Source organism: Bradyrhizobium sp. CCBAU 21365 (genome assembly GCF_015291305.1).
GTDB classification, from domain to species: Bacteria; Pseudomonadota; Alphaproteobacteria; order Rhizobiales; family Xanthobacteraceae; genus Bradyrhizobium; species Bradyrhizobium elkanii.
Genome location: NZ_CP030036.1, coordinates 6,829,383 through 6,855,934 on the forward strand (window position 1 = coordinate 6,829,383; position 26,552 = coordinate 6,855,934).

The following is a 26,552-nucleotide window of genomic DNA, read 5'->3' on the forward strand; positions in this document are numbered from 1 at the left end:
CCTGTACTGCTTTGACCCAACGACGCGCCGGAACTGGCGCGCAGGGCGCAAACAACAGGGGTCGACAATGTTCAATTCCATCAAGCTGAACTCGCGTCTCGCTGCCGCCGCCTTCGGTGCGCTGGCGATTGGCACCGTCGCATTCGCAAATACCGCCGCGGCCGCTCCGCTGCCGATCTTCCCCTTCATCCTGACGCCGCCGACCGAGGCCGTGCAGCCCCCGGTGCAGTCGATGCCGCAGGCGCAGGAGGAAGACCGTTCGGTCGAATTGCCCGCCCGCCTGCGCCGCCAGGTCGTCGCCTATCCGACGCGCGAGGCGCCCGGCACCATCATCATCGACACCCCGCACACCTATCTCTATCTCGTGCTCGGCAACGGCCAGGCCATGCGCTACGGCATCGGCATCGGCCGCGACGGCTTCACCTGGTCGGGTACCCAGACCATCACCAAGAAGGCGGAGTGGCCGGATTGGACGCCCCCGCCGGAAATGATCGCCCGCCAGCCCTATCTGCCGCGCCACATGGCCGGCGGCCCCGGCAATCCGCTCGGCGCCCGCGCCATGTATCTCGGCGGCACCATCTACCGCATCCACGGCACCAACGCGCCGGAGACGATCGGCACCCGCGTGTCCTCCGGTTGCCTGCGCCTGACCAATGCAGATGTCTCCGACCTCTATTCGCGGGTCAGCGTCGGCACCAAGGTGATCGTGCTGCCGATGACCGACCGCCGCGCCGATCTCGGCTCGGCCGTCCGCTAAGCCCCTCCCCTCCAAGGCGTCCTTCGTAAAGGCGTCCTCGACGACGGCTCCGGCACTTCGTGCCGGGGCCGTTGCCGCGTTCATCAACCTTAACGCCTTCCGCCCCTGAAGCAGCTTGATCCCGCCACACTGGCGCCCTCGTCGGGGGGCCTGTACAAGCCGTCAAGTTGATTTTCATCCGGGGGAATGATGCGTCTACCGATGCATCCAAGGACGATAGCGCTCGGGACCGCGGTGGTACTGGTCTCGTTCGTGATCAGCCTCAAGGCAATGGACTGGCTCGCGCCGAGCGTCACCGTGCAGAAGCCGAAGCTCGCAGAGCTGCCGCCGCTGCCGCAGGCGCCGCGTTCCTCGACGGTCGTGGCGCAGGTCTCGGTCGCGCTGTCGGCGATCCGCGATGCCGCCGAACGCGGCGCGCCCAAGACATTCGGCGGCAAGGCCGACAACCCGGTCCAGCAAATCCTGCAAAATGCCGACATCGGCTGGACCGCATCGCGCGGGCCGATCGCGGCCACCGGCGCGCAGGACGTGCTGACGCTGACCACCCCGATCAACGGCACGCTCAAGGTCACCGGCGCGTTGTCCGCCAAGGCAACCGGCGCGGTCAACGACGCGCTCGGCAGCCTGCTCGGCGGCAATGTCGCCAAGCAGATCGGCGCCGTGAACATCAAGAACATCAACGCCAACGCCGAGATCAAGGGCAACGTCACCCTCACCGCGCGGCCGAAGCTCGGCGCATCCTGGCGGATCGAGCCGAACCTGCAGGCACAGGTCAATCTCGGCGACACCAGCCTGTCGACGGCCGGCGTCCGCATCAGCGTGCCGGCGCAGGTCAAGCCTGTCATCGACAAGGCGGTCGCCGACCAGATTTCTGTGGTCGAGGCCCGATTGCACAACGACCCGGTGTTCCAGAACAACGCCCGCACGCAATGGGCCAAGGCCTGCCGCTCGATCCCGCTGCAAGGCACCGGCGGCACCACCTCGATGCCGCCGATGTGGCTCGAGCTGCGACCGACCCGCGCGATCGCCGCGCAGCCGAAGGTCGATGCGTCCTCGTTGATCCTGACGATGGGGATCGAGGCCGAGACGCGGATCACGGAGGCGCAGACCACCCCGAACTGCCCATTCCCGGAAAAACTCTCGATCGTGCCGCCGATGGCGAGCCAGGTCGCGATCGGCCTGCCGGTCGACCTGTCCTTCACCACGCTGAGCCAGCTGGTCGAGGCGCAGCTCAAGGGCAAGACCTTCCCCGAGGACGGCTCTGGTCCGGTCGACGTGACCGTCAAGAGCGCGAGCATCGCCGCCTCCGGCGACCGGCTTCTGATCTCGCTCCTGGTGCACGCCAAGGAGAAGGCCAGCTGGTTCGGCCTGGGCGCCGAGGCGACCGTGCACATCTGGGGCCGGCCGCGGCTCGACCAGCCGTCGCAAACGCTGCGGCTGACCGACGTCGAGCTGGCGGTGGAATCCGAGGCCGCGTTCGGCCTGCTCGGCGCCGCCGCGCGCGCCGCGATCCCGCACATGCAGCAGACCCTCAACGACCGGCTGGTGGTCGACCTGAAGCCATTCGCGACCAACGCACAGCGCAAGGTCGCCGCCGCCATCGCCGACCTGCAGAAGAACGAAGAAGGCATCCGCGTCGACGCCGAAGTCAACAGCATCCGGCTGGCCGGGATCGACTTCGATTCCAAGACGTTGCGGGTGATCGTGGAAACCGACGGCACCATCAAGGCCGCCGTCACCGCGTTACCGGCGCTCTGACCGGCGCAGCAGGACCTGTACCCTCACCCGGATTGCCTCGTAATCCGACCCCTCTGCGCGAGCGGGGCGAGGTAAAAGCGCGCCGGCGATCAAGCCGGGTTCCGGCGCATGCTCAAAAAGTCGCCTTTGCGACAGCTTGTCGCAGCGGCTAGAACGCCCCGGTGGAAGCAACCCTCAATGAAAAAGTCAGGGAGAAAAACACGATGAAAACACTCTTGGCCGCAGCGGCGGCCGGCCTCGCGCTCGCGGTTTCAGCGACCGCGGCGAACGCCCAGATCTCCGACGACGTCGTCAAGATCGGCGTGCTCACCGACATGTCGAGCCTCTATGCGGACGCCACCGGCAAGGGCTCGGTCGCCGCCGTCGAGATGGCGGTCGCCGATTACGGCGGCAAGGTGAAAGGCAAGCCGGTGCAGGTGATCGCAGCGGATCACCAGAACAAGCCCGACGTCGGCGTCAACATCGCACGCAACTGGTACGACAACGACAAGGTCGACGCGATCCTCGACGTGCCGACCTCGTCGGTCGCATTGCCGATCTCGGCGCTGACGCGCGAGAAGAACAGAATCCACATCAATTCCGGCGGCGGCTCCTCCGATATCACTGGCACCGCCTGCTCGCCCAACACGGTGCACTGGACCTACGACACCTATGCGCTGTCGAACGTCGCCGGCAAGGCGATGGTCAAGCGCGGCGAGGACACCTGGTTCTTCGTCACCGCCGACTACGCCTTCGGCATGGCGCTGGAACGCGATGCCGCCAATGTGGTCAAGGAAAGCGGCGGCAAGGTGCTGGGCGACGTGCGTCATCCGCTCAACTCGTCGGACTTCTCGTCCTTCCTGCTGCAGGCGCAGGCCTCCAAGGCCAAGGTCGTGGCGCTGGCGAACGCCGGCGGCGACACCACCAACGCGCTGAAGCAGGCTTCCGAATTCGGCCTGACCCAGGGCGGCCAGAAGATGATCGCGCTGCTCCAGGAGATCACCGACACCCATTCGCTCGGCATCAAGGCGACCCAGGGCCTGATCGTCACCGACGCCTTCTACTGGGACATGAACGACGAGACCCGCGCCTTCTCGAAGCGCTTCAACGAGAAGGTCGGCCACATGCCGACCATGATCCAGGCCGGCCTCTACTCGGCGACCATGCATTACCTGAAGGCGATCGAGGCCATCGGCACCGACGAGGCGCCGAAGGTGATGGCCCAGATGCGCGCCACGCCGGTCAACGACTTCTTCGCCAAGAACGGCCATATCCGGATCGACGGCCGCATGGTGCACGACATGTATCTGTTCGAGGTCAAGAAGCCCGAGGAATCCAAGGGCGAGTGGGACCTCTACAAGCTGATCGCCACCGTGCCCGGCGACGAGGCGTTCCGCCCGCTCGACAAGGGCGGCTGTCCGCTTGTGAAGTCGAACTGACGGCTAGTCCACACCGGATCGCATCTGGCGATGCGATCCGGCTTCTCCGCGCAAGCCGGGCGGGGCGAAAGTTCACTGCAAGCATTACGCCTGGAAGACCCGCAGCGTTGCGATCTGGAATGGACGCAGCGCCAAGCGGTACCGCCGACCCTCGGTCGGCAGGGCCTCGATGCGGTCTTCCAGGGTGTTGCTCATCCACACCGACGCGATGTCGACGCCGAAATCGAGCGTCGCGGCGGCGCGAATGCCTGCGCTCTCGTAGAGCCGCACCACCCAGCCGTCGCCATCCTCGGCGGGCTTGATCGTATCGACGATCACGTTGGCCGGGGACGCGGCCAAAAGCGAGTGTCGCAACGGCGCGCGCGGTTTTCCTTTCGTCCACAGCACCGGACGCTCGAACCGCAGGGCGCGCCCGACCGTGTCCGCGCTGCGCCAGTCGCCGCGATGAGGATAGATCGCATAGCGCATCCGGTGCCGCCTGATATCGGCCTGCGGATCAGGCAATTCGGAGCCGCGCAGCAGCGTCAGCGCGAGCTGGTTGCCGAACGCCGAATAGCCGTGACGGCAGTCGCTGAACAGCGACACGCCGAAATCCGGCTCGGCGAGATCGGCCCAGCGATGGCCGGGCACCTCGTACTTGGCCGCATCGGCATCCGTGTTGGCATGCGTCGGCCGCTCGGTTGCGCCGAACATGGTTTCATAGGTTGCGTTGGATGCACGGCACGCGACGGGGAACATGACCTTCAGCGCCGTCTTGCGCTCCTGCCAATCGACCGTGGTTTCGAATTCGAGATGATCGGCGCCGGCATCGAGGCGGATCGCCTGCGCGAGCCGGCTCGCGCGTCCGAGCCCGCGCTCGAAACGGACCTCGCCGCGCAGTCCGCCATCCGACAGCACGGCGCAGCTCACCTCCCCTGCCACCTCGCGCACGGTCTCCAGCGCGAACGGATCGATATCCCATGCCTCGAAATCGAGCGGCCGGTCATCGAGCAGCAGCAGCCGGGCTGCCGGTGATGCGAAGGTCTCGCGGCCGGTCGCAACATGCAGCAGCGACCGAACAAGCCCGCTGCGATCAATGCGCGCTTCGAGCCGCGCGTTCGACAGCACGAAGCCGTCCGCATCGGCGGCGACCACAACGCGATCGTCGGTCGTCGTCGTTTCGCCCGCCGCAAACGGCGCGGCGACGATGTGACGAAGCTCGCCGTCGGGGTCGGACGCGACCCCGGCGCGCGCGCAGCCCAGCGTGTTGACGGGTGTCCAAGTGCCGTCTTCGGGATCGCACAGTGTCGCCAGCACGGCTTGCGTGCGACGCCCGGCCTCCTCCGCCACGCCGGCGAGTTCGACCTCCGCACGTTCATAGACCTCGCGGACGCTGCTGCCGGGAATGATGTCGTGGAACTGGTTGACCAGCAGCGTGCGCCACAGCGCTTCGATCTCCTGTGCGGATGGTGCCGGTTGCCGGCAGGCAGCCGCGACAGTGGTCACGAATTCGAGCGCCTGAAGGCCGGCCTCGCAAGCGCGGTTGAGGCGCTTGGTCTCGGCCTGCGTGGTGTAGGTGCCACGATGATATTCGAGATAGAGCTCGCCTTCGATCGTCGCCAGATCCGGCGTCGATATCGCCAGGCGGTCGAAGAACTCGTCGACGGAGCGAATCTGGATCCGCGGCAGCCCCTGCAAGTCCCTTGCGCGCTGCAACGTCTCGAGCATCGTCTCGTCGGCACCGCCGCCGCCGTCGCCATAGCCGAACAGATAGAGTGCGTCGGACGAACGGTCGGCGTCCTTGTAATTGGCGGCGTGATAGCGGAGCTCCGCGACCTGCGCCGATCCGTTGTAGGTGTCCGCCGGCGGGAAATGCGCCAGCACCGCGCTGCCGTCCAGTCCGCGCCAATGGAAGCTGTGATGCGGCGGTGAGGTGAACTTGTTCCACGACAGCTTCTGGGTCAGGAAGCGCGACATCCCCGCCTGCTGCATCAGCTGCGGCAGCTGGGCGTCGTAGCCGAACACGTCTGGATTCCAGAACACGCTGGAGCGCGCACCGAACGTTCGCTCGAAATAGCGCTGCCCATAGAGGAACTGACGGCAGATCGACTCGCCCCACGGCAGATTGCAGTCCGGCTCGATCCAGCTGCCGCCGACCGGAATCCATTGGCCGGCGGCGGCCTTGGCGCGAATTCGGGCGAACAGGTCAGGGTCATTCTGTTCGATGACGGCATACTGATAGGCCTGCGAGCAGGCGAACTTGAAATCGGGATAGCGCTCCATCAGCGCAACCGCCGTGGAGAAACTGCGTTGCGCCTTGCGCCGGGTTTCCGCCAGCGGCCACAGCCATGCCGTGTCGAGATGGGCGTGGCCGATCGCCGACATCTCGTGGGTGATGCTGCCATTTCGTGCCGCGAGCAGGCCGTCGAGGATCGCCCGCGCCGCCGGCCATGTCGCGCGATCGTCGGGGTCGGTGATGTTGCAGATGCGGTTGAGATCGTGCAGCAGGCGCCCCGCCCAGGTCCGATCCAGCGCCGGCTGCGCCGTCTCTCCGACAGCTCCGTATGACCTCGACTTTGTCGTGGGATCGCGGTCAGCCTCGAGCTGGCGCAGCACTTCGTAGTCGAAATAGAATGCCGAGGCCTCGGGATCGAAGCGGCGCAGCTCGCAGGCGACCAGCGCGTAGGCCTGCGGATCGCTCCAGAACGCACCGAACAGGCCGTTGCAGGCCACCTCCACATGGAAGCTGATCGTCTCCCCGCCGCTCGCCGACTGAACGAGCGGCGCGGTGTGGCGGCCGGGATTGAGACCCTGCGAGGAACGTCCGTTGAGCCACAGCAACGCTTCCGAGCGGCTGTCCCAATACAGATCCACGCGCGAGCCGGCCCAGGCCTGCGGCACCTCGGCCACGACGTGCACCCAATAGGTCGCCCATAGCGGTCCCAGCGTCTCGCCCAATGGGGCCGGCCGATAATCGAGCGTGAGCGCGTCCTCGAGGCTGATTCGCTCGGTGGGACCGGCAAGCGCGAGCGAGGTGACCGGCACGCGGTCGGCATGAATCTTCTGTTGCAGCCGCTCCGCAAAGCCTTGCAACCGGCGCCGCGTGTATTGCGGGTAGCGGCCGCGAATCCGGGCTACCGCGGGATCGCCGCTCTCGCGGTCCTTGTCATTCATCAGGTTCAGCCATTTGAAGAATGATTGCGTAAGCTCAATCGGTTGATGATGATTGCAACGGGTCGCTTCGCGGACCTCACCTCTCCAATGCCTGGAGACGCGCTGTCCGAACTGGATTGCCCGACCTGATCCTTACACTCTTCCCGGATTTTATCCATCGGCCAGCAAGAAGCGCGCCCGGCAGCAGCCGGACGCGCTTTTTTCCTGCAGGTCGCGATATGCCTTAGTCGGTCGAGTACTTGAACTCAGGCATCGCCTTCAGCTCATCCTTGGACGCGTTGAACACGGCGTGATCCGGATACCAGGGATTCGGCTTCGCCGCCGCCGCCGGGGCTGCGCCCGTGGTGGTGTTCGTCTTGGCGGTGCCGCCGGTACCGTTGGACGCGCCGGTATAGGCGATCGGCTCGCTGACGAACTTCACCTTGTCGAGCGGCACGGCGACCAGATGCTCGCCGACGCCAAGGAAGCCGCCGACACCGATCACGACCGCCTTGATCGTACCGCTCTTGTCCATCAGCAGATCGTTGATCGACCCGACGCTCTCGTTCTTGTCGTTATAGACGCTGAGTCCGGCGACCTTCGACGCACGCCAGTTGCCCTTGAACTCGGTCGGCGACGTCGCTGACGTCGATGCCGCTGGAGCCGGCGACGTGGCCGCAGGAGACATCTTGTCGCCCTTGTCGGTTGGCGTCTGCGCAACGGCGACGGTTGCAAGCAGCGCGGTGCCGGCGAGGCCGGCGATGATGGATTTGACCAACATTGATGGCTCTCCTCTCGCAAAATCGATGCTGGGAAAACCCGTCATCTTCGCAACCGTTCCTAACGGACCTGCGATCAAAAGCCGCTTGGATGCCGAGGAACACGATAAGGCGATGCGGCCGACTGGAGCGGGGCTTTTCAGCGCATGGAACGCTGCGCCGCTTGACGGAAGCGATCGTGATCTCTCAACTAAGCTTGCGGTTGAGCCTCACGACTGCGCCGGACGCGCAGTCCATGATGTGACGATGTTTGGCTCACTAAGTCGTCCCGGCGAACCGCGCTGCACACGCCGCGTGCTCGTCCCAGCGACCGCATCATCGATCGACGTGCGCCGTCATTCGCGCATGTTGCCGCGCGATCAGAAGCCGCCCCAATAGGGCGGCACGCCGTAGAAGCGATGCAGCTCGACTTCCTGCGAGCGATCGCCCCAATCGAAATCCTTGTCGGCACGGAACGACGGCGCGCGCTTCAGCTCCTCGTCCTCGATGTCGAGCTCATAGGCCTCGAACGTCGGGTTGTAGTGCAGCCGGCCCCAAGGTAGCGGGATCAAATTGGTTCCGATGCCCAGGAAGCCGCCGAAGCTCAACACCGCGTACGATACCTTGCCCGAGATCTTGTCGATCATCAGCCGCTCGATATGGCCGATCATGTCGCCATTGGCCCGGCGCACCGCCGTCCCCTCGACCCGGTCGCTTGCGATGAGCTGATGCGGCCTGGTCTCGACCTCGACAGCCATCTCACCCTCCCTGACTTGAAAGGGAAATAACGCGTCGCAAGGGGGACGGGTTCCGCCCCTGGATATGACAGCCGCCCTGCCCTTCCTCCGGCTGCGATGGCGACCAGGGACCGGTGCACTGTCCCGGGATGGTTCTGCCTGCATTTCAGGGCATCAGGATTGATGACAGAACGATAACTTTTCTCCCTGCCGCCGACCTGTTAACCGGGATAGCCGGGCAAGATTTCAGACACATACTGAAACAAAATTCCTGAGCCGCTTTCCCCGAATCACGGACAAAAGATCGGTATGACCCAGGCTGCGCCCAATATCCTTGTCGTCGAGGACGACCGCGAGACGCGGTCCCTTATCGCAAAATATCTCCGTACCAATTCCTGTCATGTCACGACCGCCTCCGACGGCCGCGAGATGGCCAAGGCGATGACCGACCACCGAGTGGATCTCCTGGTGCTCGACGTCATGCTGCCCGGCGAGGACGGCCTCAGCCTGTGCCGCAAGGTGCGGGCGGAATCGCAGACGCCGATCATCATGCTGACCGCGCGCGGCGAGGACGTCGACCGCATCCTCGGCCTCGAGATGGGCGCCGACGATTACCTGGCAAAGCCGTTCAACCCGCGCGAGCTGCTGGCGCGGATCAACGCGGTGCTGCGCCGGCAGGCCGCCGCGCGCAACGCCAGCGCGATCGAGGGCGCGACCACGCTGACCTTCCTCGGCTGGCGTATCGACATCCGCCTGCGCGAGCTGCGCAACCCCGAAGGCGCGCGCGTCGCCATGACCAGCGCCGAGTTCGACCTGCTGCGCACCTTCTGCGAGCGGCCCGGCCGCGTGCTGTCGCGCGACAGCCTGCTCGACCTGACCCAGGGCCGCAGCGCCGGCTCGTTCGAACGTTCGATCGACGTGCTGGTCAGCCGCATCCGCCGCAAGATCGAGCCCGATCCGCAGGAAGCCACCATGATCAAGACGGTGCGTTCCGGCGGCTATGTGTTCACGCCGAGGGTGGAGGCGGTTGCCGCCACGAACAACTGACCATGAAGCTGCTGCGCGTGCTGAGTCTGCGGGGAATCGGCGCCCAGATGGCGGCGCTGGTCGTCGTTTCAATCGTCGCGCTGCATTTGATCATCACCGCCACCTTCCTGATCCATCGCCCTGATCGGCTGGAGCCTTCGGATCGCTGGCACACCCAGCTCGCCGCAGCCGCGCAGCTGCTCGGGCATGCCCCGGCGTCGGAGCGGCCGCGGCTCGTGGCCGACGTCGCCCGTGCCTTCCCGCAACTTGCGATCGGCGACCTGCCGGCCGATGCCGGCGCGCTCACCGAAACCGACACGCCGAGCCTGCACGCGCTGCGCCGGCTCGGCGCCGGCTATCGCATCTTCCTGCTGCCGCGCGAGGCCGGCGGCACGCCGCATGACGGCGAAATTCGCCGCGTCGCGATCCGCCTGCCCGATGGCGCCATGTTCGCCGCCAACCTGACGCCGGATCAGCACATGCGGCCGTTCTGGGGCGGACCGTGGATGATGACGGTGCTGTTCGCCGTCATCAGCGTCACCCTGCTCGGCCTGTGGGCGGCATGGGCGCTGACCGCGCCGCTGTCGTCCTTCGTCAAGGCCGCCGAGACCTTCAGCCTGAACGGGGCCGCCGCGCCACTGCCCGAGCGCGGTCCGGAGGAGATCCGTTCGCTGGCCCGGGCGCTGAACCGGATGCGCGAGCGCATCACCGCGCTGATCGACGATCGCACCAAGATGCTGGCCGCGATCAGCCATGATCTGCGCACGCCGATCACGCGGATGCGGCTGCGCGCCGAATTCATCGAGGACGAGACCCATCGCCACCGCATGCTGCGCGACCTCGACCAGATGCGCTCGATGCTGGAATCGGTGCTGTCGTTCCTGCGCAACGACCGCAAGCTCGAGGAGATGACGCTGGTCGACATCGCGAGCACGCTGCACCTCGTCACCGATCAGTTCGCCGACATGCGACACAAGGTCAGCTACGCGGGCCCACAGCACGCGATGGCGACCGCGCGGCCGGCCGACCTGCATCGCTGCATCACCAATCTGGTGGACAATGCCGTGCGGTTCGGCGGCGAAGTTGCCGTCCGCCTCGACGTCAAGCCCGACCGCCTCGTCGTCGACATCGAGGATGACGGGCCCGGCATTTCGGATGCGCACAAGGCGAGTGTGCTGCAGCCGTTCGTGCGCGGCGACCAGGCGCGCAACATGGATGAGGCCGAAGGCTTCGGCCTTGGTCTGTCGATCGCCAACGCCATCGTGCTCGCGCACGCCGGCACGCTGTCGCTGCACGATCGCAAGCCGCACGGGCTCGTGGTCCGGATCGAATTGCCGACGCGGCAGCAACAGTTGCAGCCGCGGCAGAAATCCGCGGCCTGATCAGCCGAAGCTGATGCGATGAGGAGACGTCAGGCGGCGAGCGGTGTAATAAGCTCCGCTTCTTCGTAGATCGCGATGGCCTCGAAGCGGTAATTGCAGGCGCGGCAATTCCACAGGAATGACGTACGGCCTTCGCTGTGCTCCACCCAGTCGGGGCGGGCGATCGGCTTGCCGCATTGCGCGCAGGGATTTTCGCGAGGCAAATAGCCGGTGTCCTGACGGACCATGGCGCATCTCCCGAATGTTGTTTCTTGCGTGCTTGCAATGGACAGAGCCGCTGATTGAACGCTCGCACGCTCTGTCGTGGGTTGAAGTCTAGACCCTCATTGATTCGTTTGCACGACAAACTGCTGTGGATAGCGTGCGGCAAAATTAGTCAGGAAAATTGCGAGGAAATTGCAGGCCAAGACAATTTTTGGCTGAGACGGTTGAAGCGAACAATTTGAAGCGTCATTCGCGCAATCGTCGGCCGGCCCACCGGCATCCGGACAATCACGGACGCATAACGTTCGCTGATGCGAAGGTTTTGCCACATTCCTGCCCGGTCGCCGTACCAATGAGACCGCAGAACCGACGCGCATCTGAAGGCCCCGAGCGACCGAGATGAAGACCGTACAAGCCCTTGGCTGCCTTGCCGCGATCGCGGTGCTGGCGTCCTGCGCGAGCGCGCAGGCGCAATCGCGCGCGCAATATGAGGCGATGGTAGCGGCCGAGGCCCAGGCGAACCTCGTGCCGGAAGAGCTGGTGCATCGCGTCATCGTGCGTGAGAGCAAGTACCATCCGCAGCTGATCGGACGTGGCGGCACCATCGGGCTGATGCAGATCAAGCTCGGCACTGCACGCGGCCTCGGCTACACCGGTACCGCCGAGGGTCTGCGCGATCCGCAGACCAACCTCAAATACGGCATCAAGTACCTCGCCGGCGCCTATCGCGCCGCCAATGGCAATCACGATCGAGCCGTGCGTTATTTCGCGGGCGGGTATTACTACGTCGCAAAGCGCCAGCGCGGCGATCGCCTGAAGGAAGCGAAGCATGGCGGCGCGGGTGCACCGCCGAAGGAACTCGCCAAGTCGGAGCAAATGACGGCCGATACCGCCGAGCCGAAGCCGGAACAGGCCGAAAAATAGCGCCACATAGCGTGGCCGGCCTCCTCGACACCGCCTCTCAACGCAGATCGCGCGATCGTTCCGCTAGCACCTGATGTGAAGAGGTGCGGCACCGCAGGGCGCCCGCGTCTGGCATACAAGTTGACACACAAGCCTATCCGCCTACATTAGGGGCGTTCCGAGGGGTGCTCCGAAGGAGGAGCTGAGATACCGCAAGCTTGGACTAGCCAGTAGGCGAATAGTCCGGGACCGCGGTGACCCTTTGAACCTGATCCGGGTCATGCCGGCGAAGGGACAGGGATGTATCAGACGTCAAGACTGCGGGGGGATTCCCCTGTCACCATCATCGGCGCAGGCATAGCCGGCGCCTGGCATGCGCTGTTGCTCGCAGAGGCCGGACGTGCCGTCACCCTGCATGAGCGCAGTGACGCCGCGATGACGGAATCCACAAGCTACTTCGCCGGCGGGATGCTGGCGCCGTGGTGCGAGGCGGAGGCCTCCGAGCCCGTGATCTCCCGGCTCGGCATCCGCTCGCTCGAGCTCTGGCGGCAGCACGTCCCGGAAACCCCGTTCAACGGCTCGCTGGTGGTGGCGCATCCGCGCGATCGCGCCGATTTCGAGCGCTTTGCCCGCCTCACGTCAGGCCATCGCCGGCTCGACGCCGAGGGCGTTCGCGCGCTCGAGCCGTCGCTCGAGGGCCGTTTCCGTGACGCCCTGTTCTACCCCGACGAGGGCCATGTCGAGCCGCGCCGCGTGCTGCCGCGGCTGCATGCCGCGATCGCCAAGGCCGGCGGCGCCATCAAGTTCGGCAGCGACGCCGAGGCAACCGATCTCGACGGCCTCGTGATCGACTGCCGCGGCTTTGCCGCGCACGACCGCGAGCCGAGCTTGCGCGGCGTCAAGGGCGAGATGATCATCATCGAGACCTCCGAGGTCGAATTGGCGCGTCCCGTGCGGCTGATCCATCCGCGCTGGCCGCTTTACGTGATCCCGCGCGGCGACGGCCGCTTCATGCTGGGCGCGACCTCGATCGAGGCCGAGGACAACGGCGTCAGCGTGCGCTCCGCGCTGGAGCTGTTGGGCGCGGCCTATGTCGTGCATCCGGCGTTTGCCGAGGCGCGCATCGTCGAATTCGGCGCCGGGCTCAGGCCCGCCTTTCCCGACAATCTGCCGAAAATCAGGATCGAGCAGGAACGCATCACGGTGAACGGACTCTACCGTCATGGCTTCCTGCTGGCGCCGGCGCTGGCCGAGCTGACGCTCGCCTATCTCGCGCGCGGCGAAATCGACAATGAGGTGATGCAATGCGCGTGATCGTCAACGGCGAGCAGCGGGAGATCAGCGCGGGCAGCGTCGATGCGCTGCTGGCCGAACTCGACTACGAGGGCACGCATTTCGCGATCGCGCTGAACTACGACGTGGTGCCGAAGGGCCGCTGGGCCGACACCGCGCTGAAGGCCGGCGACGAGATCGAGATCATCACCCCGCGGCAGGGAGGGTGATGATGGCTGGCGCACACACTCTCCCCATGTCGTCCCGGCCGAGTGCGCGCTTGCGCACGGAGCCGGGACCCATACGCCGCGGCCCTTCATTGATGCACGCGGGGAGACGTCCCATCCGACAATTTTCGGTCGTGGTTATGGGTCCCGGCCTTCGCCGGGACGACGGCATAGTTTGAGGAGACACATGGTCACCTTCTACGGCAAATCCTTCTCGTCCCGCCTGCTGATCGGCACGGCGCTGTATCCCTCGCCTGCGATCATGCAGAACGCGATCCGCGCCTCGGGCGCCGGCATCGTCACGGTGTCGCTGCGGCGCGAGGCGGCGGGCGGCAAGACCGGTGATGCATTCTGGTCGCTGATCCGCGAGCTCGGCGTCACCGTGCTGCCGAATACCGCGGGCTGCCGCAGCGTCAAGGAGGCGGTGACCACCGCCAAGCTCGCGCGCGAATTGTTCGGCACGCCGTGGATCAAGCTGGAAGTGATCGCGGACAATGACACGCTGCAGCCCGACGTGGTCGGCCTGGTCGAGGCGGCCGGCATCCTGATCAAAGACGGCTTTGAGGTGTTCCCCTATTGCACCGAGGATTTCTCGGTCGCCTTGCGGTTGGTCGACGCCGGCTGCAGGGTGGTGATGCCGTGGGCCGCGCCGATCGGCAGCGCCAAGGGCATCACCAACCGCGACGCGCTGAAGCTGTTGCGCGACCGCCTGCCCGACATCACCCTGGTGGTCGACGCCGGCCTGGGCGCGCCGTCGCATGCCGCCGAAGCGCTCGAGCTCGGCTATGACGCGGTGCTGCTCAACACTGCGGTCGCCAAAGCCGCCGATCCCGTTGCGATGGCCAATGCCTTCCGCCTCGGCGTCGAGGCCGGCCGCACCGCCTATGAAGCCGGGCTGATGGAAGCCCGCGACTTCGCCTCCCCCTCCACCCCTGTCGTTGGGACCCCGTTCTGGCATGCCGTATCCTGATCCGTTCTATCCCGTCGTCGACAGCATCAAGTGGGTCGAACGACTGACCAAACTCGGCGTCGGCACCATCCAGCTGCGCGCCAAGGAGCTCGACGATGCCGGGGCGCTGCAGATCGTCAGCGACGCGCTGGCGGTGACCAAGGGCACGCCGACCAAGCTCGTCGTCAACGACTATTGGCGCGCGGCGATCGTCGCCGGCGCCGAGCATCTGCATCTCGGCCAGGAAGACCTCGCTGAGGCCGACCTCGCCGAGATCCGCAAAGCGAAATTGACGCTCGGCGTCTCCACCCATGACGACGCCGAGCTCGTCACCGCGCTCGCGGCCAAGCCCGACTATGTCGCGCTCGGCCCGATCTTCTTCACCACGCTCAAATCGATGCGGTTCGAGCCGCAGGGCATTCCGAAGATCACCGAGTGGAAGAAGCGGATCGGCTCGATCCCCCTTGTCGCGATCGGCGGCATCAAGTTCGAGCACGCGGCCGAGATCTTCGCCGCCGGCGCCGATTCGATCGCCGTCGTCAGTGACGTCACCCAGAACCCCGACCCCGACGCGCGGGTCAGACAATGGCTCGGCCTCAGCGCGGAGGCCGCGTGATGCACACAATACCCTGCCCATTCCGTCACCCTGAGGAGCGCGGCACGCGCGTCTCGAAGGGTCGACGGCCCGGCTCGTTTATCCTTCGAGACGCGCTTCGCGCTCCTCAGGATGACGAGGTCAACATTTCGCACACGAATTAAAACGGAGGATCCCTCATGAACATCCGCTCCAATCCCGACACCACCCGTCCCGCCGTCACCACCGGCGCGCTGCCCGCCTCGCGCAAGATCTTTGCGACGCCGGAGGCCGCGCCCGACGTTCGCGTGCCGCTGCGCGAGATCATGCTGTCGGAGGGCGCCGGCGAGCCGAACCTGCCGGTCTACGACACGTCGGGCCCCTACACAGACCCGAACGTCACGATCGACGTCAACGCCGGCCTGCCGCGCAATCGGCTCGCCTGGGTCAAGGAGCGCGGCGGCGTCGAGGAATATGAGGGCCGCACCATCAAGCCGGAGGACAACGGCAATGTCGGCGCGGCGCATGCCGCCAAGGCGTTCACCGCGCACCACGCGCCGCTGCGCGGGCTCGACGGCCACAGGATCACGCAGCTCGAATTCGCCCGCGCCGGCATCATCACCAAGGAGATGATCTACGTCGCCGAGCGCGAGAATCTCGGCCGCAAGCAACAGCTCGAGCGCGCCGAGGCCGCGCTTGCCGACGGCGAAAGCTTCGGCGCTGCGGTGCCGGCCTTCATCACCCCGGAATTCGTCCGCAGCGAGATCGCGCGCGGCCGCGCCATCATTCCCTCCAACATCAACCATGCCGAGCTCGAGCCGATGATCATCGGCCGCAACTTCCTGACCAAGATCAACGCCAATATCGGCAACTCGGCGGTGACCTCGTCGGTCGAGGAAGAGGTCGACAAGATGGTGTGGGCGATCCGCTGGGGCGCCGACACCGTGATGGACCTCTCCACGGGGCGCAACATCCACACCACCCGCGAATGGATTTTGCGCAACTCGCCGGTGCCGATCGGCACCGTGCCGATCTACCAGGCGCTGGAGAAGTGCGACGGCGATCCCGTCAAGCTGACCTGGGAGCTCTACAAGGACACCCTGATCGAGCAGTGCGAACAGGGCGTCGACTATTTCACGATCCACGCCGGCGTGCGCCTCTCTTACATCCACCTCACCGCCAACCGCGTCACCGGCATCGTGTCGCGCGGCGGTTCGATCATGGCGAAGTGGTGCCTGGCGCATCACAAGGAGAGTTTTCTGTACACGCATTTCGACGAGATCTGCGATCTGATGCGCAAGTACGACGTCTCGTTCTCGCTCGGCGACGGCCTGCGTCCCGGCTCGATCGCCGACGCCAACGACCGCGCGCAGTTCGCGGAGCTGGAAACGCTCGGCGAACTGACAAAAATCGCGTGGGACAAGGGCTGCCAGGTCATGATCGAGGGCCCCGGCCACGTGCCGATGCACAAGATCAAGATCAACATGGACAAGCAGCTCAAGGAGTGCGGCGAGGCGCCGTTCTACACTCTCGGGCCGCTGACGACCGACATCGCGCCGGGCTACGACCACATCACCTCGGGCATTGGCGCGGCGATGATCGGCTGGTTCGGCTGCGCGATGCTGTGCTACGTGACGCCGAAGGAGCATCTCGGCCTGCCCGACCGCAACGACGTCAAGACCGGCGTCATCACCTACAAGATCGCGGCCCACGCCTCTGATCTGGCCAAGGGCCACCCCGCCGCGCAGTTGCGCGACGATGCGCTCAGCCGCGCCCGGTTCGACTTCCGCTGGGAGGACCAGTTCAACCTCGGCCTCGATCCGGACACCGCGAAGAACTTCCACGACGAGACCCTGCCGAAGGAAGCCCACAAGGTCGCGCATTTCTGCTCGATGTGCGGCCCGAAATTCTGCTCGATGAAAATCACCCAGGACGTCCGCGACTACGCCGCGACGCTCAACGACCCGACGGGCGTTGGGATGTCGGTGTCAGCCACCATCGAGGACGGCATGGCGACGATGAGCGCCAAGTTCAAGGAGATGGGGTCTAGCGTGTATCTCGATGCGGACAAGGTGAAGGAAAGCAATCGGGTGTTGTGAGGGCTCGCCCTCACCGCTTGTCGTGCCGGGCAACAGTGCGAAGCACGTCTTCGCGCGAGATGACCCGGGCATCCATCCAAAAACGAAAGGCCGGGTGAAAGCCCGGCCTTTTTGCGTCTAGACCATTCACTTGTAGTCCATTGCGGGTGTGCGGCTTGTAGAGGGCCGGTCACGACGGCAACCGGCCCAGGGCCACACCAGGCGCTCCGCAGAACCCTTGACTTGGATCAACGAAAAATCCGTTATCTCATCGCTTGCTATGACGCTCAAAAGCGATGAAGGTCGGGTCGGGGATATTGCCCCTGCCCCCTCAGGCAGGCGATTGAGCGCCAATTCCACGTTCGGTCGCAGAGGGTCCAGCAGCCTAATGACCATTTGATTGGAGAGTTTCATGAGAACCTTCAACGCCGTGCTATTCATACTTCTCGTTGCACAAGCGGCCTCGACTCAGGCTGCGGATTTGAACGGAGCCTGGACGATCGACGCCTCGGCTTGCAACCAGGTCTTCACCAAGGAGAACAACAAGCTCGCGTTCAGGAAAGATGCCGATTTCAACGCGGGTGGCTTGATCGTCCAGGGCAAGCAAATCACCGGCACGTTTCAAAAATGCACTGTTAAATCGTTGCATGACGACGGGCAGAATGTCCGCGTGATTGCGGCGTGCTCGGACGGCGTCGCGGTTTCGGACGTGTCATTCGACATAAAGCTCTCCGGCGAGAACAAGATCATACTCAGCTCAAAGGAACCGGTGCCGGTGGAGACGCCGTATGTTCGCTGCTCGATGTGATAGCGGTGGCGACAGCCGGAGAGCAACGCGGATGATCGGCTAGCGAAGGTCCTACGCCGCGCTTTGCGCGGACCCGTCGGCTAACCCTACCCTATGACGCCGTCGCGCCAACGGTCGCTTGCGCGCCACCCCGCGCCCCCGCCCCAAACGCAATCTCCCGATACCCCTCCGCCGCGACCCCGTTGATGATCCCCAAAAACTTCGGCGTACCGCCGTTGTAGACGAAGTAGCGCACGGTGCCCTCCTCGTGGCCGGCGACGTTGGAGTTGTAGCCGGTGAACCACGACTTGGCTTTGCGCATCAGCATGATCTCGTACATCTTGACGACATGCGCGGTCCAGCGCTGCTGCGCCTCCAGCGTGGCGTCGGCGCGGGTGAGGCCGCGGTCCCACATGTATTGCAGCAGATTGGTGCACCAGTTGACGCCGTTCTCGATGCCGCGCGGGAAGTTCGTCGACGCGGAGGCGCTTTGCGGTCCGGTCGGCATCAACAGGTTCGGGAAGCCGTGCACGAGCATGCCGAGGAAGGTCGACGGCGCGTGCTTCCACTTGTCGGCGAGGCGCTCGCCGCCGATGCCCCTGATATCGATCAGGTCGTAGGCGCCGGTGATGGCGTCGAAGCCGGTGGCGTAGACGATGATATCGAAGTCGTAGTCGCGCGCCGTGGTGCGCAGGCCTTTCTCGGTGACGCGGACCAGCGGCGTCTCGGAGAGATCGACGAGCTGCACGTTGTCGCGATTGTACGCCTCGAAATACCTTGTCTCCAGCGGCAGGCGCTGCACGCCAAAACCGTGATCTCGCGGGATCAGCTTCTCGGCGACATCAGGATCGTTCACGCGCTGGCGGATGCGGCCCGCGATATATTCCGAGAGCTCGGCATTGGCGGCTTCATCCATGAAGATCTCACGGAAGTTCGCGAGCCAGATGCCGAAGCCGGGCTCGTCGTAGAGCTTGTCCCACAGGTTGAGGCGCTCCTCGCGGCTCACCTCGTAGAAGCCGCGCTTGTCGGGCCCGTGCACGAAGCTGCCCGGCGTCAGCGCGCAGGCAGCAAAAATCTCGTCATAGCGCGCGCGGATGTCGGCCATCTCCTGGTCGGAGATCGCGGAGTTGTTGAGCGGCGCGCTCCAGTTCGGCCGGCGCTGAAACACCGTGAGCTCGCCGACCTTGTCGGCGATCTCGCCGATCAATTGAATGCCGGTCGCGCCGGTACCGATCACCGCGACCTTCTTGCCGGCGAGATCGACCGGCTCATGCGGCCAGTAGTAGGTGTGGAACGACCGGCCCTTGAAGTCATCGATGCCGGGCACGCGCGGCATGGTCGGCGCCGACAGCAGCCCGATCGCGAGCACCACGAAGCGGCAGGTCAGTTCGCGGCCGTCACCGATCCTCAATTGCCAGAGATCGCGCGTCTCGTCGAACTGCATGGTCTCGACCTTGCAATTGAACTGCATGTGCTTGCGCAGGTCGAACTTGTCGGCGACGTAGTTGAGGTAGCGCAAATTCTCCGGCTGGCCGGAGAAGCGCTCCTTCCAGTGCCATTCGTCGAGCAGTTCGCGCGAGAACGAGAAGCCGTAGGTGTAGCTCTCGGAATCGAAGCGGCAGCCCGGATAGCGGTTCCAGTACCAGGTGCCGCCGAGGTCGGGCGCGGCTTCGAGCACGGTGGCGTCGATGCCGAGATCAGCCAGCCGCTTGATCTGGTAGATGCCCGCGACGCCGGCGCCGACCACGATCACCTCATAATGGGTTTTCGCCTCTCCCGTCATGTCCGCTCCCGAATTCTTCTTGATCTGTTTGGCTGGATTACAGACCCTTTTGCACCTGCAGGCAACCGCGCGCGAGCGGGCGCGACTTGCGTTGAGGCGCTGCCTGCACCACATCGATCACTGCAATTCACCAAACGCAGTCCGGGCAAGCGACATGACCGACAATCTCACCGGCGTCTGGGACGGCAGCTATGTTCAGCCGAGCGGCATGGTCACGTTCCTGGCGACGCTGATCGACGCCGGCGGCGCGCTCGGCGGCAGCGTGACCGAACCTTGCGTGACGCCGGGCTGTCCGATCAGCACGCACAACGCCTCGCTCGCGGGCCATCGCTCCGGCAGCGCTGTTACGTTCGTCAAACGCTACGAGCCGCCGGGCTACGGCTATGACACCGTGCACTATGAAGGCGCGGTCAACGCCGACGCGACCGAGATCGACGGCCGCTGGAGCATCCGCGGCACGGCGTTCTCGGGCACGTTCCTGATGGTGCGCGCGACCGGACCGTCGCAAGCGGTCACGACGGAAGAAAAGATCAGGGAGCCGGTACGCTAGCCCGTGACGAAGTTTGGTTGAATGGGTCTTGCGGAGAGGGCCGCCACCCCACCCCTCCCCGCGGAGAGGGAGCGCAGCTCGTTCGCGGCTGCTACTCAACTCTGTCTCATCAATGCTCTATTGGCCCTTCCGAGATGCCCGATCACAACCGCCACCGCCTCCCCGACCAGCTCCGCGCCAATCTGCGCCTGGTGTTCGTCGGCACCGCGGCGAGCACGCGGTCAGCCGCCGTCGGGCACTATTATGCGCATCCTGGCAACCGGTTCTGGCGCGCGCTGCATGAGGCCGGCATCACGCCGCGGCGCTATCGGCCGGACGAATTCGCCGCGCTGCTCGCGCTCGGCATCGGCTTCACCGATCTCTCCAAGACCGGCGCCGGGATGGATCACGAAATCAGCAGGCAGTCGTTCGACGTCGTCGGCTTCAGGGCGAAGATCGCGACCTACCGGCCGAAGACTGTCGCCTTCACCAGCAGGAAGGCGGCGAGCCTGTTTTACAGCAGGCCGACCACCGCGCTCGTGCCCGGCCGGCAGCCACCAATGAACGGCTTTCCCGAAGTGTTCGTGCTGCCGTCGCCATCAGGCGCGGCCTCGGGGCATTGGACCTTAAAGCCGTGGCGCGAACTCGCCGAGTGGATCACGGAATCGGATGGGTAGAGCCCGCGGACGAAGCCCGCGCCCCCTACTCCTTCAACGTGATCGCAAGCCCGCTGAGGTCGACATTGGCCATCAGGCCGACCTGCTTGCCGCTCAGCTCGAGCACCGCGCCGTTCGGGTTGGTCAAAAGGATGCCGCGCACGCCGGCGCCGAGCGCAACGCCCATGCCCGCCGCGGCATAGACGCCGTTGATGTCCTGCGGACGGCGGATATTGCGCACCCGGCCCTGCAACGTGGTCTGCGAGCCGCCGAACACGAGGCCATAGTCCAGCCCGCCGGCCGTGAGCCCGTAGGTCTGGCCGTGGAAGGTCATGACGCCCTTGCCGGCGGAGCCGCCGAACACCCAGCCGCCCTTGAAGATCACGAGCGTCACCGCGCCCTCGTCAGCCAGGGCGGCGGACGTTCCGGTGAGCATCGCCAGCGCGAGCAGCGCGGCGCGGGCGACGGATGGCAATCTCATGGGAGTTCTCCGGACGAAGTGAGAGCGAATCGCGGCAACCCAACCGACCGGCGGCACCACTGAAATGCCGCGAAACATGCGGGATTGCGCTTGTTCCTGATGGCGCGGAGTCTATCATCGCCTCCGCAGCCGCGCGACCACTGGCGCATGCGCGCCCACCGCTTTGCCGGTTCGCTGAGGAGTTTGCGCAACAGGGATCTGCATCGATGCACGATTTCACCCCACTTTCCGGCCTTGCCGGCGGCGCGCTGATCGGGCTTGCCGCCGCGCTCTTGATGCTGCTGACCGGGCGAATCGCCGGGGTCACCGGCATCGTCGGCGGCGCGCTGCAGGCCGATACCGCCGACCGCGCCTGGCGCATTGCGTTCATCGCGGGACTGATCGGAGCGCCCCTGATTGCGGCGCTGTTCGGCGCGCCGCTGCCGCGGCCGGCGATCAACGCGAGCCTTGTGGTGGTCGCGATCGCGGGACTGCTGGTCGGGTTCGGCACAAGGATGGGCAATGGCTGCACCTCGGGCCACGGCGTCTGCGGCTTTGCGCGGCTGTCCGGCCGCTCGATCGTGGCAACATGCATCTTCATGCTGACGGCGATCGCAACGGTCGCATTCGTCAGGCACGGGATCGGAGGCTAGCGATGGCACCTCTCGTAAGCTTTATTTGCGGCCTGATCTTCGGCGCGGGGCTTCTGATCTCCGGCATGACCGATCCGCAGAAGGTGCTCGGCTTCCTCGATCTGTTTGGCGCGTGGGACGCGACGCTCGCCTTCGTGATGGCGGGCGCGGTTGCGGTCGCAGCAACCGGCTTTGCGATCGCGCGGCGGCGCACGACACCCGCCTTCTCGGCGCGCTTCCTCTGGCCCGACCGCAACGACATCGATGCGCCGCTGGTTGCCGGCGCGGTGCTGTTCGGCATCGGCTGGGGCCTCGTCGGCATCTGCCCAGGGCCGGCACTGGTCAATCTTGCCGGCCTCTCGCTGCCGATCGTGGTCTTCGTCGCCGCGATGCTCGCAGGCATGATCGGCCAGAATCTCTTCGGCAGGAATCTTTGGCGCCGGCGTGCAGCGGCGCCGCGCGCCATCGAAACTTCTCCCCTTCCATCTCGCGCAGACGGGTGACCCAATGACTGAAAAGACCGCAATCAAGCACTTCCCTCCTCCGCCCGGCATCCAGGCGCCGCCACTCTCGTTCGGCGCTCGCGTCGGCGATTTGCTGTTCATCTCCGGCATCCCCGGCTTCGACGCCAATCGCGAGCTGCCCGACGGCTTCGAGGCGCAGTTCGCCAATGTCGTCATCAATTTCAAGCGCGTGCTGAGCGAGGCTGGCGCGACGATGCGCGATCTCGTCAAGGTCAACGTGCTGCTGACGCGCGCCAGCGACGTCGCGACGATGAACGCGCTCTATGCCGGCGCGTTCGGCCCCGCGCCCTACCCCGCGCGCACCACCTGCGTGGTGGTGGCGCTGCCGAATCCGAAGATGCTGATCGAGATCGAGGGCGTGGCGTCGGTGAAGGGGTGATCTCTGGCTCTGTCATGCCGGAGCGTGCCACTTGGCGCGAGCCCTCAGGTGCGCAATTGCGCACCGGTTGAATCGAGGTCCATCTTCATCGTCGTCCTGGCGAAGGCCAGGACCCATTACCCCAAATCTCAATTGTCGCGCGACGCTGGGGCCGCGTTCCCGTTCACAAGCAAATTCGGTGGTTATGGGTCCTGGCCTTCGCCAGGACGACGATGTGGAGAGAGCTGACGCAAATCCGCGCTGCATCACGCCGGTTCAGTGAGCCCTCAAAACAACGACCCCTGCCCGTCGTCCTCGCGCATAGTCGCCTTTCTCGGCGCGGCCTTCTTCGGCTGCGGCGCGTCCTCCGCGGCGATCTCCTCCGCGGTCATCGGCAGCAGCAATTGCGCATCGTCGTTGGCGACGGCGTTGACGCGCATCGTCACCTGGTGCCAGGCGAACTCGCCGACCTCGGGGCCCTTCAGCATCGGCATCACGTCGTCGACATCGTTCGGCAGGCAGTCGAGCCAGCGCGCGAATTGCTCGGGCCTGATCGTGACCGGCACGCGGTGATGCAATTGCGCGAGGTCGGGGCTCGCGGGCGCGGTGACGATCGCAACCGTGTCCTGCTCCTCGCCGTTCGGTCCCATCCAGGTCTCGGCGAGCGCGGCGAAGGCGAGCGGATGGCCGTCGCGGCGATGGATGAAGAACGGCCGCTTGCGGCCGCCGGCGTCCTGCCATTCGTAGTAGCCGTCGGCCGGGATCAGCGCGCGGCGCCGCTTGATCGCGTTCTTGAATGCGGGCTTCTCGCGCACCGTCTCGGAGCGCGCGTTGATCAGGAGCGAGAAGGTCCTGGGGTCCTTGACCCAGGACGGGATCAGGCCCCAGCGCATCAATTGAAAATGCCTGCCGCCATTCTGCAGCAGCACCACCGGGATCGGCTGGGTCGGCGCAACATTGTACCGCGGCGGAAAATTCGGCTGCTCGATATAGCCGAACATTTCGCGCAGGACCGCCGGCGGCGAGGTAATGACGAAGCGTCCGCACATTTGCCGTCCAGAGTGGTATCCGTTTATTCTGCCTTAACTTGGACCGTTAAAGACTGCGATCAATGACCTCAACGGCCGCCATAGCGGGCTCTTCCCCGCGACCGACGTATCCCGACGAGGCGCGGGCGGCGCTGTTGCGCGCCGCCAACATCAATCCCCGCACCGGGCTTGCCACCGACTACCTCAATCACTTCAACGAAGCCATCATGCTGCTGGAGATGGTTCCGGACCTGCCGGAATGCGCCAGCGATTTCCTCGAATGGCAGCCGCTGTCCTATGCCGAGCATTTCACCGCGTCCAATTTCCGGGCGCGCGATCTCGCGATCGAGGCCTATGAGACCGCGGATACCGCAATCCGGGCCGAATTCGACCAGCTCACCGACAGCATGACGAAGATCCTGACCGAGGTCGGGGCGGCGATGCGGCAATTGCAGCAGGACAAGAGTCGGGTCGCGCTCGCCGAGCAGGCGATCGTCTGGGTCAAGCCGCTGGTGATGCTGACCGCCGGTATCATCAACGGCGCCGCAGAGGCCGATGTCGACAGCATCATGGCGGGCGCCTGAGATATCGGGCATGATGGCCTTCACAACCGGCTGCCAATCACCTTGACCTCTCCCGAACCTACGATCCGCCCGCAGCTCGCCGTGTCCGGCGTGATTTTCCGTGACGGCAAGGTGCTGCTGGTGCGCCGCGCCCGCTCGCCGGGCAAGGGCTTCTATTCGCTGCCCGGCGGCCGGGTCGAGTTCGGCGAGACGCTGCACACCGCCCTGCACCGGGAGATCGACGAGGAGACCGGTCTGAAGGTCGAGATCCTCGGCCTCGCCGGCTGGCGCGAGGTGCTGCCGGCCGGCCCCGGAGGCGGGCACTATCTGATCATGACCTTCGCCGCGCGCTGGGCATCCTGCGAGCCTCACCTGAACGACGAGCACGACGATTTCAAATGGCTGGCGCCGGAGGAGATCGGCGACCTCAAGGTCACCGGCGGCCTGCATGAGGTCATTGCGGCCGCCCGGCGGCTGGCTTGAGGCCCGTTTTGGCGGCTTTGGCGGGTCCTGCCGCCTTGCCTCGGGCGCATTGAGGGGGCATACCACCGCCATTCCGGAACCCCTGATGATCAGAGCCTTTCTCGCCGTTGTGATCCTGATGTCGGCATGCCTTGCGACGCCCGCCCGGGCGCAGGACGCGGCTGCGCCGTTCGACGGCGATTTGCAGCGGCTGGCCGAGATCCTCGGCGCCCTGCACTATCTGCGCGGCATCTGCGGCTCCAACGAGGGCGCCAAATGGCGCAACGAGATGCAGGCGCTGATCGATGCCGAGACCCCCTCCGGCGACCGCCGCGCCCGCATGATCGCGGGCTTCAACCGCGGCTACAACGGCTTCCAGCAGACCTACCGGACCTGCACGCCCGCGGCCACCGTGGCGATCCGCCGCTACATCGAGGAGGGCTCGAAAATCTCCCGCGACCTGACGGCCCGCTATGCCAACTGAACGGGCGATCTTCTTCGACCTCGACGGCACCCTGACCGACCCGAAGCCCGGCATCACCGGCTCGATCCAGTACGCGCTGGAAAAGCTCGGCCGCCCGGTTCCCTCGCAGGATGACCTGACCTGGTGCATCGGGCCGCCCTTGCGGGCGAGCTTTGCGATGCTGCTCGGCGGCGAGGAGCTCGCCGACCGCGCGGTCGGGCTCTACCGCGAAAGATTCGGCGATGTCGGGCTGTTCGAGAACGCGGTCTATCCCGATATCGCGGAGGTTCTGGCGGCGCTGCGCCAGCGGCCGGGCCAGATGTTCGTGGCGACCTCGAAGCCGCATGTGTTTGCGACGCGGATCATCGCGCATTTCGGCCTCGGCGGCTATTTCGACCACGTGTTCGGCTCGGAGTTCGACGGAACCCGGGTCAACAAGGTCGACCTGCTCGCCTATGCGCTGGCGCAGACCGGGGCCGATCCGGCCGAATCCCTGATGATCGGCGATCGCAGCCACGACGTGATCGGGGCGAATCGAAACGGCATCCGGGCGGTCGGCGTCACCTATGGCTACGGCACGCCGGAGGAGCTGACCGAGGCCGGCGCCAGCCATCTGTGCGCCACGCCGCGCGCGGTGCTGGACCATATCCACAGCTCATTCGGCTGATCGCGGCCCGGATATCCGGAATTCCCCTTTAAATGCCGGGTTGGCCGTTAACCTTTTCGAAAGATGTGGGCTAGGCGGTACCCGCATGCGTGATACATCTCGCACGTCGCAGTGGTTCGCTCCTCGGACCGCGCGCAGTCAATTTTGCAGAGTTTCATGCGCCATCCAGCGTCCTTCCCCCATCACCAAGACCCGCGACCCGACCACGAGCAGAAACAGGCCGCGCTGGGCTACCTGAACGAGGCCTGGGCTGAAGCGCGTCACGACGGCGTCGATGGCGACTGCCTCGCGCAGGCGAGCCTGTTCGCGGCGCTGGCCGAGCTCGTCGGCACCTATGGCGAGGACGCGGTGGCGACATTCGCCGAGGGCCTCGCCGCGCGCGTGCGCAACGGCGAGTTCTCGCTGGCATTGGCCAGGCAGTAAAACGATAGCGTTGTCGAGCGAAGTGGGCCGCCGGTTCGCGTC

Annotated in this window: 30 protein-coding genes and 1 riboswitch; of the genes, 23 read left to right on the top strand and 7 right to left on the bottom strand. The window is 65.6% G+C overall.

Annotated features, from left to right (window positions below; genetic code table 11):
- Nucleotides 1-67 precede the first annotated feature (67 nt).
- The 3 genes from XI02_RS32195 to XI02_RS32205 all read left to right on the top strand — a co-directional run bounded on the left by XI02_RS32195 (nucleotide 68) and on the right by XI02_RS32205 (nucleotide 3,933).
- Nucleotides 68-757 carry a L,D-transpeptidase gene (locus XI02_RS32195; RefSeq protein WP_069278024.1) on the top strand — a complete coding sequence of 230 codons (690 nt, stop codon included), beginning with the start codon at nucleotides 68-70 and terminating at the stop codon, nucleotides 755-757.
- Between the two features lie 189 nt (nucleotides 758-946).
- Nucleotides 947-2,515, top strand: coding sequence for a DUF4403 family protein (locus tag XI02_RS32200; RefSeq protein WP_172649113.1), 1,569 nt, complete (start codon nucleotides 947-949; stop codon nucleotides 2,513-2,515).
- 203 nt (nucleotides 2,516-2,718) lie between these two features.
- A complete protein-coding gene (locus XI02_RS32205; protein WP_057015099.1) occupies nucleotides 2,719-3,933 on the top strand; it encodes an ABC transporter substrate-binding protein in 1,215 nt (404 codons plus the stop codon).
- Between the two features lie 84 nt (nucleotides 3,934-4,017).
- Here XI02_RS32205 and XI02_RS32210 read toward each other — a convergent pair whose 3' ends face one another.
- Together XI02_RS32210 and XI02_RS32215 are read right to left on the bottom strand one after the other, a co-directional pair.
- Complete coding sequence (locus XI02_RS32210; RefSeq protein WP_172647405.1) at nucleotides 4,018-7,086, bottom strand: glycoside hydrolase family 38 C-terminal domain-containing protein; 3,069 nt, start codon at nucleotides 7,084-7,086, stop codon at nucleotides 4,018-4,020.
- A 223-nt stretch (nucleotides 7,087-7,309) separates the two neighbouring features.
- Nucleotides 7,310-7,846 carry a PRC-barrel domain-containing protein gene (locus XI02_RS32215; RefSeq protein WP_016841647.1) on the bottom strand — a complete coding sequence of 179 codons (537 nt, stop codon included), beginning with the start codon at nucleotides 7,844-7,846 and terminating at the stop codon, nucleotides 7,310-7,312.
- Between XI02_RS32215 and XI02_RS32220 the strand changes: the two genes are divergently transcribed.
- Nucleotides 7,827-8,222 carry a hypothetical protein gene (locus XI02_RS32220; RefSeq protein ID WP_172647404.1) on the top strand — a complete coding sequence of 132 codons (396 nt, stop codon included), beginning with the start codon at nucleotides 7,827-7,829 and terminating at the stop codon, nucleotides 8,220-8,222. The genes XI02_RS32215 and XI02_RS32220 overlap by 20 nt on opposite strands.
- Here the strand turns inward: XI02_RS32220 and XI02_RS32225 are convergent.
- Complete coding sequence (locus tag XI02_RS32225; protein WP_018273043.1) at nucleotides 8,204-8,581, bottom strand: PRC-barrel domain-containing protein; 378 nt, start codon at nucleotides 8,579-8,581, stop codon at nucleotides 8,204-8,206. The two genes, XI02_RS32220 and XI02_RS32225, sit on opposite strands and share 19 nt — an antisense overlap.
- A gap of 288 nt (nucleotides 8,582-8,869) precedes the next feature.
- Between XI02_RS32225 and XI02_RS32230 the strand changes: the two genes are divergently transcribed.
- Together XI02_RS32230 and XI02_RS32235 are read left to right on the top strand one after the other, a co-directional pair.
- On the top strand, nucleotides 8,870-9,607 hold the full coding sequence (locus XI02_RS32230; RefSeq protein WP_018273044.1) for a response regulator: 738 nt from the start codon (nucleotides 8,870-8,872) through the stop codon (nucleotides 9,605-9,607).
- 2 nt (nucleotides 9,608-9,609) lie between these two features.
- Nucleotides 9,610-10,968 carry an ATP-binding protein gene (locus tag XI02_RS32235; protein WP_172647403.1) on the top strand — a complete coding sequence of 453 codons (1,359 nt, stop codon included), beginning with the start codon at nucleotides 9,610-9,612 and terminating at the stop codon, nucleotides 10,966-10,968.
- A 29-nt stretch (nucleotides 10,969-10,997) separates the two neighbouring features.
- On the opposite strand, the gene XI02_RS32240 is transcribed toward XI02_RS32235, so the two are convergent.
- A complete protein-coding gene (locus XI02_RS32240) occupies nucleotides 10,998-11,195 on the bottom strand; it encodes a hypothetical protein (RefSeq protein ID WP_016840916.1) in 198 nt (65 codons plus the stop codon).
- A 376-nt stretch (nucleotides 11,196-11,571) separates the two neighbouring features.
- Here XI02_RS32240 and XI02_RS32245 point away from each other — a divergent pair, with 376 nt between their 5' ends.
- The 7 genes from XI02_RS32245 to XI02_RS32275 all read left to right on the top strand — a co-directional run bounded on the left by XI02_RS32245 (nucleotide 11,572) and on the right by XI02_RS32275 (nucleotide 17,983).
- The gene (locus tag XI02_RS32245; protein ID WP_172647402.1) at nucleotides 11,572-12,096 is read left to right on the top strand and encodes a lytic transglycosylase domain-containing protein; all 525 of its coding nucleotides are present in this window, start codon (nucleotides 11,572-11,574) and stop codon (nucleotides 12,094-12,096) included.
- A 150-nt stretch (nucleotides 12,097-12,246) separates the two neighbouring features.
- Nucleotides 12,247-12,388: riboswitch (TPP riboswitch) on the top strand.
- Complete coding sequence (locus XI02_RS32250) at nucleotides 12,376-13,389, top strand: FAD-dependent oxidoreductase (RefSeq protein WP_016840914.1); 1,014 nt, start codon at nucleotides 12,376-12,378, stop codon at nucleotides 13,387-13,389. (Overlaps the previous riboswitch by 13 nt.)
- Complete coding sequence (thiS, locus tag XI02_RS32255) at nucleotides 13,380-13,577, top strand: sulfur carrier protein ThiS (RefSeq protein ID WP_016840913.1); 198 nt, start codon at nucleotides 13,380-13,382, stop codon at nucleotides 13,575-13,577. Before XI02_RS32250 ends, thiS begins: the two co-directional genes overlap by 10 nt.
- Nucleotides 13,578-13,761: 184 nt before the next feature.
- Complete coding sequence (locus XI02_RS32260; protein WP_172647401.1) at nucleotides 13,762-14,544, top strand: thiazole synthase; 783 nt, start codon at nucleotides 13,762-13,764, stop codon at nucleotides 14,542-14,544.
- Complete coding sequence (locus tag XI02_RS32265) at nucleotides 14,531-15,139, top strand: thiamine phosphate synthase (protein WP_172647400.1); 609 nt, start codon at nucleotides 14,531-14,533, stop codon at nucleotides 15,137-15,139. Before XI02_RS32260 ends, XI02_RS32265 begins: the two co-directional genes overlap by 14 nt.
- 158 nt (nucleotides 15,140-15,297) lie before the next feature.
- Nucleotides 15,298-17,196: a phosphomethylpyrimidine synthase ThiC gene (thiC, locus tag XI02_RS32270; RefSeq protein WP_172647399.1), complete on the top strand. Its 1,899-nt coding sequence runs from the start codon at nucleotides 15,298-15,300 to the stop codon at nucleotides 17,194-17,196.
- A gap of 391 nt (nucleotides 17,197-17,587) precedes the next feature.
- Nucleotides 17,588-17,983, top strand: coding sequence for a hypothetical protein (locus XI02_RS32275; protein ID WP_069278034.1), 396 nt, complete (start codon nucleotides 17,588-17,590; stop codon nucleotides 17,981-17,983).
- A gap of 91 nt (nucleotides 17,984-18,074) precedes the next feature.
- Here XI02_RS32275 and XI02_RS32280 read toward each other — a convergent pair whose 3' ends face one another.
- The gene (locus XI02_RS32280; protein WP_172647398.1) at nucleotides 18,075-19,745 is read right to left on the bottom strand and encodes an NAD(P)/FAD-dependent oxidoreductase; all 1,671 of its coding nucleotides are present in this window, start codon (nucleotides 19,743-19,745) and stop codon (nucleotides 18,075-18,077) included.
- A 154-nt stretch (nucleotides 19,746-19,899) separates the two neighbouring features.
- Between XI02_RS32280 and XI02_RS32285 the strand changes: the two genes are divergently transcribed.
- Complete coding sequence (locus XI02_RS32285; RefSeq protein WP_069278036.1) at nucleotides 19,900-20,295, top strand: hypothetical protein; 396 nt, start codon at nucleotides 19,900-19,902, stop codon at nucleotides 20,293-20,295.
- Nucleotides 20,296-20,429: 134 nt separating this feature from the next.
- A complete protein-coding gene (locus tag XI02_RS32290) occupies nucleotides 20,430-20,951 on the top strand; it encodes a mismatch-specific DNA-glycosylase (RefSeq protein WP_172647397.1) in 522 nt (173 codons plus the stop codon).
- Nucleotides 20,952-20,976: 25 nt separating this feature from the next.
- Here the strand turns inward: XI02_RS32290 and XI02_RS32295 are convergent, their stop codons facing one another.
- Nucleotides 20,977-21,411 carry a hypothetical protein gene (locus XI02_RS32295; protein WP_016840903.1) on the bottom strand — a complete coding sequence of 145 codons (435 nt, stop codon included), beginning with the start codon at nucleotides 21,409-21,411 and terminating at the stop codon, nucleotides 20,977-20,979.
- A 206-nt stretch (nucleotides 21,412-21,617) separates the two neighbouring features.
- Between XI02_RS32295 and XI02_RS32300 the strand changes: the two genes are divergently transcribed.
- From XI02_RS32300 to XI02_RS32310, 3 genes are read left to right on the top strand one after another with little or no spacing between them, the layout of a single operon-like run.
- Entirely contained in the window at nucleotides 21,618-22,043 is a 426-nt protein-coding gene (locus XI02_RS32300; protein WP_018273048.1) for a YeeE/YedE family protein, read from the top strand.
- A 2-nt stretch (nucleotides 22,044-22,045) separates the two neighbouring features.
- Nucleotides 22,046-22,525, top strand: a complete 480-nt coding sequence (locus XI02_RS32305; protein WP_172647396.1) for a DUF6691 family protein — start codon at nucleotides 22,046-22,048, stop codon at nucleotides 22,523-22,525.
- A 4-nt stretch (nucleotides 22,526-22,529) separates the two neighbouring features.
- The gene (locus XI02_RS32310) at nucleotides 22,530-22,925 is read left to right on the top strand and encodes a RidA family protein (protein WP_172647395.1); all 396 of its coding nucleotides are present in this window, start codon (nucleotides 22,530-22,532) and stop codon (nucleotides 22,923-22,925) included.
- A 266-nt stretch (nucleotides 22,926-23,191) separates the two neighbouring features.
- On the opposite strand, the gene XI02_RS32315 is transcribed toward XI02_RS32310, so the two are convergent.
- A complete protein-coding gene (locus XI02_RS32315) occupies nucleotides 23,192-23,953 on the bottom strand; it encodes an SOS response-associated peptidase (protein WP_172647394.1) in 762 nt (253 codons plus the stop codon).
- 62 nt (nucleotides 23,954-24,015) lie between these two features.
- Here XI02_RS32315 and XI02_RS32320 point away from each other — a divergent pair, with 62 nt between their 5' ends.
- From XI02_RS32320 to XI02_RS32340, 5 genes are all read left to right on the top strand, one after another.
- Complete coding sequence (locus tag XI02_RS32320) at nucleotides 24,016-24,516, top strand: hypothetical protein (protein WP_172647393.1); 501 nt, start codon at nucleotides 24,016-24,018, stop codon at nucleotides 24,514-24,516.
- Nucleotides 24,517-24,558: 42 nt separating this feature from the next.
- Nucleotides 24,559-24,978, top strand: coding sequence for an NUDIX hydrolase (locus XI02_RS32325; RefSeq protein WP_069278042.1), 420 nt, complete (start codon nucleotides 24,559-24,561; stop codon nucleotides 24,976-24,978).
- Between the two features lie 85 nt (nucleotides 24,979-25,063).
- Nucleotides 25,064-25,441, top strand: coding sequence for a TIGR02301 family protein (locus tag XI02_RS32330; RefSeq protein WP_028343726.1), 378 nt, complete (start codon nucleotides 25,064-25,066; stop codon nucleotides 25,439-25,441).
- Nucleotides 25,431-26,087 (top strand): HAD family hydrolase, encoded by a 657-nt coding sequence (locus tag XI02_RS32335; protein WP_069278043.1) that lies wholly within the window; start codon nucleotides 25,431-25,433, stop codon nucleotides 26,085-26,087. The genes XI02_RS32330 and XI02_RS32335 overlap by 11 nt, the downstream gene beginning before the upstream one ends.
- 156 nt (nucleotides 26,088-26,243) lie before the next feature.
- Entirely contained in the window at nucleotides 26,244-26,510 is a 267-nt protein-coding gene (locus XI02_RS32340) for a hypothetical protein (protein WP_069278044.1), read from the top strand.
- Nucleotides 26,511-26,552 lie beyond the last annotated feature (42 nt).